Consider the following 1238-nt stretch of genomic DNA (forward strand, 5'->3'; position numbering starts at 1 on the left):
CATGACGGACACCCTCGCTGACCCGCATCTGCGCTTCACCCCCGCCCCGCTCACCGGCGGCGGCGACGGGCCGCGCGACATCGTGATCCTCGGCTCGACCGGCTCCATCGGCACCCAGGCCGTCGATCTGGTGCTGCGCAACCCCGACCGCTTCCGGGTGACCGCGCTGTCCGCGGCCGGCGGCCGGGTGGAGCTGCTGGCCGAGCAGGCGCACCTGCTGCGGGTCCGTACGGTGGCGGTGGCCCGCGAGGACGTGGTGCCGGTGCTGCGCGAGGTGCTGTCCGCCCGCTATGGGGCGGGGGAGCCGCTGCCGGAGATCCTCGCCGGGCCCGACGCGGCCACCGAGCTGGCCGCGTCCGACTGCCACACCGTCCTCAACGGCATCACCGGCTCCATCGGCCTCGCGCCCACCCTGGCCGCCCTGAAGGCGGGCCGCGTGCTGGCGCTCGCCAACAAGGAGTCGCTGATCGTCGGCGGCCCGCTGGTCAAGGCCGCGGCCCGCCCCGGCCAGGTCGTGCCCGTCGACTCCGAGCACTCCGCCCTCTTCCAGGGTCTGCTGGGCGGTCCCCGCACGGAGATGCGCAAGCTCGTCGTCACCGCCTCCGGCGGGCCGTTCCGCGGCCGTACGAAGCGGGAACTGGTGTCCGTCACGCCGGAGCAGGCGCTCGCGCACCCCACCTGGGCGATGGGTCCGGTCGTCACGATCAACTCGGCGACCCTGGTCAACAAGGGCCTGGAGGTCATCGAGGCGCATCTGCTGTTCGACGTGCCGTTCGAGCGCATCGAGGTCGTCGTCCATCCGCAGTCCTACATCCACTCGATGGTGGAGTTCACGGACGGCTCCACCCTGGCCCAGGCCAGCCCGCCCGACATGCGGATGGCCATCGCGCTGGGCATCGGCTGGCCGGAGCGCGTCCCGGACGCGGCCCCCGGCATCGACTGGACCAGGGCCCACCAGTGGGACTTCCTGCCGCTGGACACCGAGGCGTTCCCGTCCGTGCCGCTGGCCTGTCACGTCGGCGACCTGGGCGGCACCGCGCCGGCCGTTTTCAACGCCGCCAACGAGGAATGCGTCGACGCTTTCTTGAAGGGCGGGCTGCCGTTCACAGGAATTGTCGATACGGTCGCCGAGGTGGTCGCGGAGCACGGTACGCCGGCCCGGGGAACCTCCCTGACGGTCGCGGACGTCTTGCAGGCGGAAACCTGGGCGCGCGCCCGCGCCCGTGAGCTGGCCGCCC

1 protein-coding gene is annotated in these 1238 nt (G+C 72.9%); it reads left to right on the plus strand.

Going from position 1 to position 1238, the window contains the following annotated elements; translation table 11 throughout:
* Position 1: 1 nt before the first annotated feature.
* The coding region (gene dxr / locus JXZ78_RS40010; RefSeq protein ID WP_238783731.1) for a 1-deoxy-D-xylulose-5-phosphate reductoisomerase at positions 2–1238 on the plus strand (1237 nt) is incomplete at its 3' end.

Source organism: Streptomyces monomycini, from assembly GCF_022271435.1.
GTDB lineage: Bacteria > Actinomycetota > Actinomycetes > Streptomycetales > Streptomycetaceae > Streptomyces > Streptomyces monomycini.